The organism is Gemmiger formicilis, from assembly GCF_016901605.1.
GTDB lineage: Bacteria > Bacillota > Clostridia > Oscillospirales > Ruminococcaceae > Gemmiger > Gemmiger formicilis_B.
In genome coordinates this window covers 1-7,779 of the sequence record NZ_JACJKP010000150.1, presented here as the reverse complement: position 1 = coordinate 7,779, position 7,779 = coordinate 1, and the positions used below count along the sequence as shown (strand labels likewise).

The following is a 7,779-nucleotide window of genomic DNA, read 5'->3' as shown; positions in this document are numbered from 1 at the left end:
CACCGGTATCGACGCGCTGGACTGGCTGGAACAGGGCGTCCGGAACGGGGCAGGAGAGTTGGTTGTCAACTCCATTGACACCGATGGTGTGAAAAATGGATTTGATCTGGAATTGCTGGATGCAGTGGCGGCGCGCTGTGCGGTGCCCATCATTGCCTCGGGCGGTGCCGGCTGCAAGGAGGATTTTCTGGAACTGTTCAGGAATCATCCGGCAGTGGATGCCGGGCTGGCTGCGTCTATTTTCCATACCAAGCAGGTGGATATCCGCGATTTGAAACGCTATCTGCGTGAAAACGACATCGAAATGCGGCTGTGACCCCTTGCCAAAAGCCGCAAAAACAGGTACACTATAAATATGTTTCCTTGGGCGGGCGGTACCGGTGGTGCGGCCCGCACCAAACGTTATGGAGGAGGAGGTTTTCTCCCATGGAACTGACCCAGAATACACAATCGCTGCACTTTGACGCCAACGGCCTGATTCCGGCCATTGTGCAGGACCACTACAGCAAAGAAGTGCTGACCCTTGCCTACATGAATGCCGAGACTCTGGCACTTACCATCGCCGAAGGGCGCACGGTGTTCTGGTCCCGCAGCCGCCAGGAGATCTGGCGCAAGGGCGAAACGTCGGGTAATGTGCAGCGCGTTGTTTCCATTACGGCCGATTGTGACAAGGACGCTTTGGTTATTGATGTGATCAAGACCGGCCCGGCCTGCCATACCGGCGCCGAAAGCTGTTTCTTCAACCCGGTTTATGTTTCGGATGAACTGAAGCAGTTTACCTGGCAGGGGCTGTATGAGCTGATCGAAGGCCGCAAAACCAATCCGCAGGAGGGCAGCTACACCAGCTACCTCTTTGACAAAGGGCTGGAAAAGATTCTGAAAAAGGTCGGCGAAGAATCGACCGAAGTGATTATCGCAGGTTGCAAGCGTGATAAGGAAGAAACGATCTACGAAATCAGCGACCTGGCCTACCATGTGATGGTGCTCATGATCGAACTGGGCATCTCGGTGGAAGATATCACGAAAGAACTGGAAAAACGGCATGTTATTGACCATAAAGTAAAGCAGGAAAGGATGCAGTAATTATGGCGGGCGAATACCTGAAAAGTTCCGTCCACGTACATTCCAAACTGTGCGACGGCAAAAACACCTTAGAGGAACTGGCGGTCACGGGATGGCGCGCGGGACTTCAGACGCTGGGCTTCAGTGGGCATAGCCACACCCCCTGCGATCTGGAGTACTGCATGACCCAAAGCCGCACCGCGCTCTATAAAGCGCAGATTGCGAAACTGAAGGAGCGGTATGCCGGCAAGCTGGATATCCTCTGCGGCCTGGAATGGGATCTTTACAGCGACGATGATCCTCTGGACTACGATTACTTTATCGGCAGCACCCACTATGTCAAAGGCCCCAAAACCGGTAAATACTACGAGATTGACTGGCGCGAGAGCGACCTGGCTGCCTGCATCGCCGATGATTTTGACGGTGACGGGCTGGCTGTTGTGGAAGCCTACTTTGCCAACGTTGCCAAGGTGGCGGAGAAAAAGCCGACCATCCTGGGACACTTTGACCTAATCAAAAAGATCAACGGCGAAGGCAAATTCTTTGATGAGCACGATCCCCGTTACAAAGCGGCCGCAGACAGCGCCCTGATGGCGGCTGCCCGGAACCGCTGCGTGCTGGAAGTCAACACTTCTGCGGTGTTCCGCGGCTTCCGCAAGGATTTCTTCCCCTCGGACGAAATCCTCAAGGACTGGCTGGCACTGTCCGGCAACGTGGTCATCACGGCAGACGCCCATACTGCCAAGGCACTGACTTTCGGTTACGAAGAGGCTGCAGCCAAACTGAAAGGGCTGGGCTACACCAAGGTTCAGGTGCTGGGCAAGAACGGCTTCCAGACCTGCGAACTCTGATAAAAGTAAAAATCCCTGTACCAAACGGTACAGGGATTTTTTGTTTACAGGGTTACCGGCTGCCCGTCCAAAACGGCGTTGGTCAAAACGTCACCGTTATAGGTCAGTTCCAGGTGAAAGAAGGGGGCCTCCTCGGCCAGCAGACGGAAAAACAGTTTGTCACCCGGCCAGATGGGAAGATCCTGCACGGCGGCTTTCGGGACCCATTCCAGCGTTCCTTCGTTGCAGTCGGTCATGGTGCCGGTGAATCGGGTACAGGTGTACAGGTGCATCCGTTCGGCGGGCCAGGGGGCGCAGTAAAAGTCCACGATGCCCCGGTATTGGGGGTTCTGCATGGTCAGGCCGGTTTCTTCCCGTACTTCCCGCAGTGCGCAGGTCAGGGCATCCTCACCGGGTTCAAATTTTCCGCCCACGCCGATCCACTTGTCGTGGTTCACGTCGTGCTGCTTTTTGACGCGATGCAGCATCAGGTAACAGTCATTTCGCTCCAGATAACATAAGGTGGTTTGCAATAAGTCCATAAAGGGGACCTCCTGTACATAAATCGGCGGTTTTAGCAGATACTACCATAAAACACCAAGCGGAGGAAATTGATATGAAAGCAACCGGAATTGTTCGCCGCATTGATGAACTGGGGCGTGTGGTGATCCCCAAGGAAATCCGCCGTACCCAGCGCATCCGCCAGGGGGACACGCTGGAAATTTTTACAGCCGCAGATGGGGAAGTGGTATTCAAAAAATACTCGCCGTTGGTAGAACTGGGGCAGATCTCGGCAGTCTATACCGATGTACTTGCCAAAAGTCTGGGCTGTACGGTGCTGGTGTGCGACCGGGCCCGCATAATGGCTGCCAGCGGCAGCGGCAAAAATGAGATGATGGACCGGGAAATCTCCCCGGAAACAGAGCATCTTCTGGCGGCCCGGGCTATCTACACCGCCCCGGAAAATGCCGCCCGGCGGCTGCGTTTGTTCGAGCGGGGAGAGCGGCTGGTTCTGTGCGCGGCCCCCATTGTAGCCCATGGCGATGTAGAGGGAGCAGTTCTTCTGCCCGGCATGGCCCGGGACCCGGTACCGCGGCCGGAAACGGTCCAGGCCATTGCCACGGCAGCCAGTTTTTTATCCCGTTGGATGGAAGAGTGATATCCTGCTCAGGCAGGGTTGGTTTCCATCTGGCGCAGTACCTTGCGGAAGGTGAAGAAGAACAGGACGGCAGTAAACAGAACCGCCAGGGTGTCGGCTACCGGCTCGGCCATGTATACGGCCTGGGCCTGGTCGGCACGGAACAGCTGAGGCATAATGTAGATCAGCGGCAGCAGCAGGATGAACTTGCGCATAACTGCCACCAGGATGGACTGCTTTGCCTTGCCCAGGGAGGTAAAGGTCATCTGGCAGGCCATCTGAATGCCGAACAGGAAGAGCGCAGCTACGTAGATGCGCAGGGCGTGGCTGGTATAGGCGACCAGCTGGGCATCGCTGGTAAACATGGCGGCAAACGCCTGAGGGAACAGCTGTACCAAAAGCCACAGCAGACAAGAGTACAGGAAGCTGACCCGCAGCAACAGGAAATAGGCCTTTTTAACACGGTCCCGTTTCCCGGCACCATAATTGTAGCTGATAATGGGCTGGGCACCCTGGCCCAGTCCCTGCAACGGCAGCATGGCAAACTGCATTACGCTGGACAGAATGGTCATGGCACCTACAGCCAGGTCACCGCCGTACTGCAGCAGAGAAGCGTTGAAAGCGACCGAGATGACACTTTCGCTGGCCTGCATAATAAAGGTGGCAGCACCCAGCGCCACACAGGGCAGCAGGACAGAGGGCGAAAGACGGATATTGGAGGAACGCAGCTTCAGGAACGTCCGTTTGCCGAACAGGAAGCTCAATACCCACAGGCAGGAAAGCGCCTGGGAAAGAATGGTGGCCAGCGCGGCGCCGCGAACGCCCATGCCCAGCACAAAGATGAATACCGGGTCCAGGATGATATTGGCCACGGCACCGATCAGCACCGAAAGCATACCTTCTTTGGCAAACCCCTGGGCGGTGATAAAAGCATTCATGCCCAACGTCATCTGCACAAAAATGGTGCCGATGGCGTAGATGTCCATGTATGCAACCGCGTACTCGATGGTGTTGCCGCTGGCGCCAAACGCCATCAGGAAGGTGCGGTCCCCCAAAAACAGAATCACCGTCAATACGACCGAGACTACGATCTGCAGTGCAAAGCAGTTGCCCAGGATCTGCTCGGCCTTTTCTTTGTTGCCTTGTCCCATGGCAATGGTGGCACGGGGAGCACCGCCGTTGCCAACCAGGGCCGCAAAGGCCGAAACGATCATGATCAGGGGCAGGCAGACGCCTACACCGGTCAGGGCCAGAGCGCCGGTTTCCGGAATGTGACCGATATAGATACGGTCTACAATGTTATACAGCATGTTGATCAGCTGTGCCGCTACCGTGGGAAGTGCCAGCCGAAGCAGCAGTTTGCCAAGCGGGTCAGTAGCCAGAAAGGCTTTTTCGTCAGTTTGAGCCTGCATGTGTTTTTAACCTTCTTTACTTATATAATAAGGATATAAGAAAGTATAAAACCCCCGCATTACAGTGTCAAGGCAGTGAAAGTTGATGATTGTGTCGAAACTGTTAAACTTGCAAAAAGTTTTGCAAAAACTCTTGACAGGAGGGAAAAGGGGGTTATAATAATCTTAGCACTCGGAGATATGGAGTGCTAAAACAAACCTGAAACGCAGCAAAGGAGATGAGCAACATGGCGATGGACGCGCGCAAGCAGCGAATCCTGGAAGCTATTGTTGCCCTGTATGCCAGCGACGGTGAGCCGGTAGGTTCCGGACTGCTGGCAAGCTACTTTGACATGGCGCTGTCCAGCGCTACCCTGCGCAACGAGATGGCTGCCCTGACCAAGCTGGGGTTGCTGGAACAACCTCACACCAGCGCCGGGCGGGTGCCCAGCGCACAGGGATACAGATATTATCTCGACCATCTGATTGAAGCGCCCGGCAGCACAAAGCTGTCGGAAACAGACCGCGAACACATCGACGATCTGTTTGCCGGTATGGATGTGGAGCCTGAAAAGTTGGCACCTGCCGCAGCCCGCAGTCTGGCAGATTTGACGGAATGCGCAGCGGCAGTTACCACACCCCAGGCACCGGACCTGTGCATTGCGCACTTTGAGGTGGTGCAGGTAGGGCGTTACTCGGCGGCGGTGCTGGCAGTGACCAGTGCAGGCGGTGTACGGACCCGCGTGGCGCGGGTAGATACCGGTTTGACCCGGGACGATGCCGCCAACCTGGCTCAGCTTCTGAATCGCGGGTTGACCTTCGTGGCGCCCCAGGACCTGACCCCGATGCTTACAGCCAGTATGGTGCTGGCAGCAGGGGAACGGCTGGCACCGGTGGTGCTGGCAGCGCAGGCGCTGGTAGCCACAGGACCGCAGGCCTGCCTGCAGGGCGCCCAGTATCTGGCCAAGATGCCGGATGTGCGGGAAAACCTGGGTACGCTGTTGGAAATCTTTTCCGACAATGAAGCAGCCACCGAGCTGCTTCGGCCGGACGGCGGAAAAATCACCGCCACATTGGGCAGCGACCTGGACCCTGCAATGCCGGGAGCCTGTATCGTCAGCAAGCGGTATCTGGCAGGCGGTGGCCTGACGGGATCGGTTGCGCTGATCGGTTCCACCCGCATGGAATACCGGCGCTTGCTTCCTATTCTGGATTACTTCTCCGTCAAGCTGGGCCAGAGTATGGCCGGGCAGGGCCAATAAATATAGAAGGAGGACCCGCAATGAGCCACGAGACAGAAAAAGAAAAAACCACGGCGGCCCAGCCTGAACAGGCTGCAAAGGCCCCCGAAACCGAGGCAAAGACTGAGGCTGCTTCCGAGCAGAAGGCCGATAAGTCTGACAAGAAAGAAAAACACCATCACGCCGAAGCTGCGCTGCAGGCCAAACTGGAGGCCAGCGAAAAGAAGAATGCCGAGCTGAAAGATCAGCTGCTGCGCACCGCGGCGGAGTATGATAACTACCGCAAGCGCTCCCAGCGCGAGGCAGATCAGAAATTCAACGACGGCATTTCTCACGCCGTCACCCAGATCCTGAGCATTCTGGATACGTTGGACATGGCAGCCAATGCCGCCTGCACCGACGAGAACTATAAAAAAGGCGTTATGATGACGCTGGACAAAGCGGCCAAAGCGCTGGAAAATCTCCACATTACCGAGATCGAAGCGCTGGCAAAACCCTTTGACCCCAACTTCATGAACGCCGTGCAGCAGGTCCCGCCCACCGAAGGGCAGGAGAGCGGCACTGTAGTTCAGGTTTTCCAGAAGGGCTACAAGATCGGCGATAAGATCATCCGCCACGCAACGGTCGTTGTTGCGGAATAATGGTTGAATCGGGCAAGACCCGTTTCAGATACAAAGCTATTTACCACATTCAAAGTTAGATTTGAAGGGAGTTTTATAGTATGAGCAAAATCATTGGTATTGACCTTGGCACCACCAACAGCTGTGTTGCCGTTATGGAGGGCGGCGAGCCCGTCGTTATCGCCAACGCTGAGGGCGCGCGTACCACGCCTTCCGTCGTAGGCTTCACCAAGACCGGCGAGCGCCTGGTTGGCCAGGTTGCCAAGCGCCAGGCTATCACCAACCCGGAGAACACCATCTCCTCCATCAAGCGTAAGATGGGCACTGCCGAGAAAGTCCATGCCGGCGGCAAGGACTACACCCCCGAAGAGATCAGCGCCATGGTGCTTTCCAAGCTGAAGGCTGACGCCGAAGCTTACCTGGGCGAGCCCGTTACCGAGGCGGTCATCACTGTGCCCGCTTACTTCAACGACAGCCAGCGTCAGGCTACCAAGAACGCCGGCACCATCGCGGGTCTGAACGTCAAGCGTATCATCAACGAGCCCACCGCTGCTTCTCTGGCCTACGGCCTGGATAAGGAAGCTGACCAGAAGATCATGGTTTACGACCTGGGCGGCGGTACCTTCGACGTTTCCATCATCGAGATGGGCGACGGCGTTACCGAAGTTCTGGCCACCAACGGTGATACCCACCTGGGCGGCGATGACTTCGACCAGCGCATCATCGACTGGATGGCCGAGGACTTCAAGCGTGAGAACAACATCGACCTGCGCAGCGACAAGATGGCTGCCCAACGTCTGAAGGAAGCCGCTGAGAAGGCCAAGATCGAGCTGTCCAGCGCTACCTCCACCAACATCAACCTGCCCTTTATCACCGCTGACGCCAACGGCCCCAAGCATCTGGATATGACGCTGACCCGCGCCAAGTTCAATGAGCTGACCTCCGATCTGGTAGACCGTACCATGACCCCTGTCCGCAAGGCTCTGGCTGATGCCGGCCTGAAGGCTTCCGACCTGGCCAAGGTGCTGATGGTTGGCGGTTCCACCCGTATTCCCGCCGTCTATGACGCGGTCAAGAAAGAACTGGGCTGCGAGCCCTTCAAGGGCATCAACCCCGACGAATGCGTTGCTGTGGGCGCTGCCATTCAGGGCGGTGTTCTGCAGGGCGACGTGAAGGGCCTGCTGCTGCTGGACGTTACCCCGTTGAGCCTGGGCATCGAGACCCTGGGCGGTGTCTGCACCAAGATCATCGACCGCAACACCACCATCCCCACCAAGAAGAGCCAGATCTTCTCTACCGCTGCGGATAACCAGCCCAGCGTAGAAGTCAACGTCCTGCAGGGCGAGCGTGAGTTTGCCAAGGACAACAAGAGCCTGGGAACCTTCCACCTGGATGGCATCGCTCCGGCTCCCCGTGGTGTGCCGCAGATCGAAGTTACCTTCGACATTGACGCCAACGGCATTGTGCACGTAAGCGCCAAGGATCTGGGCACCGGCA

9 protein-coding genes are annotated in these 7,779 nt (G+C 56.7%); 7 read left to right on the top strand and 2 right to left on the bottom strand.

Annotated features, from left to right (window positions below; all coding sequences use genetic code 11):
- From H6B10_RS11110 to H6B10_RS11100, 3 genes are all read left to right on the top strand, one after another.
- A partial coding sequence (locus tag H6B10_RS11110; RefSeq protein WP_243427358.1) for a HisA/HisF-related TIM barrel protein occupies positions 1-316 on the top strand: 316 nt, incomplete at its 5' end.
- A gap of 110 nt (positions 317-426) precedes the next feature.
- Positions 427-1,083 carry a bifunctional phosphoribosyl-AMP cyclohydrolase/phosphoribosyl-ATP diphosphatase HisIE gene (hisIE, locus tag H6B10_RS11105; protein WP_204651669.1) on the top strand — a complete coding sequence of 219 codons (657 nt, stop codon included), beginning with the start codon at positions 427-429 and terminating at the stop codon, positions 1,081-1,083.
- A 2-nt stretch (positions 1,084-1,085) separates the two neighbouring features.
- Complete coding sequence (locus H6B10_RS11100) at positions 1,086-1,913, top strand: histidinol-phosphatase HisJ family protein (protein ID WP_204651668.1); 828 nt, start codon at positions 1,086-1,088, stop codon at positions 1,911-1,913.
- Between the two features lie 44 nt (positions 1,914-1,957).
- Here the strand turns inward: H6B10_RS11100 and H6B10_RS11095 are convergent, their stop codons facing one another.
- The gene (locus tag H6B10_RS11095; protein WP_204651667.1) at positions 1,958-2,434 is read right to left on the bottom strand and encodes an NUDIX hydrolase; all 477 of its coding nucleotides are present in this window, start codon (positions 2,432-2,434) and stop codon (positions 1,958-1,960) included.
- 74 nt (positions 2,435-2,508) lie between these two features.
- On the opposite strand from H6B10_RS11095, the gene H6B10_RS11090 reads away from it, so the two are divergent.
- Positions 2,509-3,051 carry a stage V sporulation T C-terminal domain-containing protein gene (locus H6B10_RS11090; RefSeq protein ID WP_204651666.1) on the top strand — a complete coding sequence of 181 codons (543 nt, stop codon included), beginning with the start codon at positions 2,509-2,511 and terminating at the stop codon, positions 3,049-3,051.
- An 8-nt stretch (positions 3,052-3,059) separates the two neighbouring features.
- On the opposite strand, the gene H6B10_RS11085 is transcribed toward H6B10_RS11090, so the two are convergent.
- The gene (locus H6B10_RS11085; protein WP_204651665.1) at positions 3,060-4,442 is read right to left on the bottom strand and encodes an MATE family efflux transporter; all 1,383 of its coding nucleotides are present in this window, start codon (positions 4,440-4,442) and stop codon (positions 3,060-3,062) included.
- A gap of 227 nt (positions 4,443-4,669) precedes the next feature.
- On the opposite strand from H6B10_RS11085, the gene hrcA reads away from it, so the two are divergent.
- The 3 genes from hrcA to dnaK form a co-directional block, all read left to right on the top strand.
- The gene (gene hrcA / locus H6B10_RS11080) at positions 4,670-5,683 is read left to right on the top strand and encodes a heat-inducible transcriptional repressor HrcA (protein ID WP_243427357.1); all 1,014 of its coding nucleotides are present in this window, start codon (positions 4,670-4,672) and stop codon (positions 5,681-5,683) included.
- Between the two features lie 20 nt (positions 5,684-5,703).
- Positions 5,704-6,303, top strand: coding sequence for a nucleotide exchange factor GrpE (locus H6B10_RS11075; RefSeq protein ID WP_204651663.1), 600 nt, complete (start codon positions 5,704-5,706; stop codon positions 6,301-6,303).
- Positions 6,304-6,383: 80 nt separating this feature from the next.
- A partial coding sequence (gene dnaK / locus H6B10_RS11070; RefSeq protein ID WP_204651662.1) for a molecular chaperone DnaK occupies positions 6,384-7,779 on the top strand: 1,396 nt, incomplete at its 3' end.

What these genes read in the sequence shown, in the direction of transcription:
- hisIE (WP_204651669.1), top strand. Translation starts at nt 427, where the DNA reads ATGGAACTGACCCAGAATACACAATCGCTGCACTTTGACGCCAACGGC.
- H6B10_RS11100 (WP_204651668.1), top strand. Translation starts at nt 1,086, where the DNA reads ATGGCGGGCGAATACCTGAAAAGTTCCGTCCACGTACATTCCAAACTG.
- H6B10_RS11095 (WP_204651667.1), bottom strand. Translation starts at nt 2,434, where the DNA reads ATGGACTTATTGCAAACCACCTTATGTTATCTGGAGCGAAATGACTGT.
- H6B10_RS11090 (WP_204651666.1), top strand. Translation starts at nt 2,509, where the DNA reads ATGAAAGCAACCGGAATTGTTCGCCGCATTGATGAACTGGGGCGTGTG.
- H6B10_RS11085 (WP_204651665.1), bottom strand. Translation starts at nt 4,442, where the DNA reads ATGCAGGCTCAAACTGACGAAAAAGCCTTTCTGGCTACTGACCCGCTT.
- hrcA (WP_243427357.1), top strand. Translation starts at nt 4,670, where the DNA reads ATGGCGATGGACGCGCGCAAGCAGCGAATCCTGGAAGCTATTGTTGCC.
- H6B10_RS11075 (WP_204651663.1), top strand. Translation starts at nt 5,704, where the DNA reads ATGAGCCACGAGACAGAAAAAGAAAAAACCACGGCGGCCCAGCCTGAA.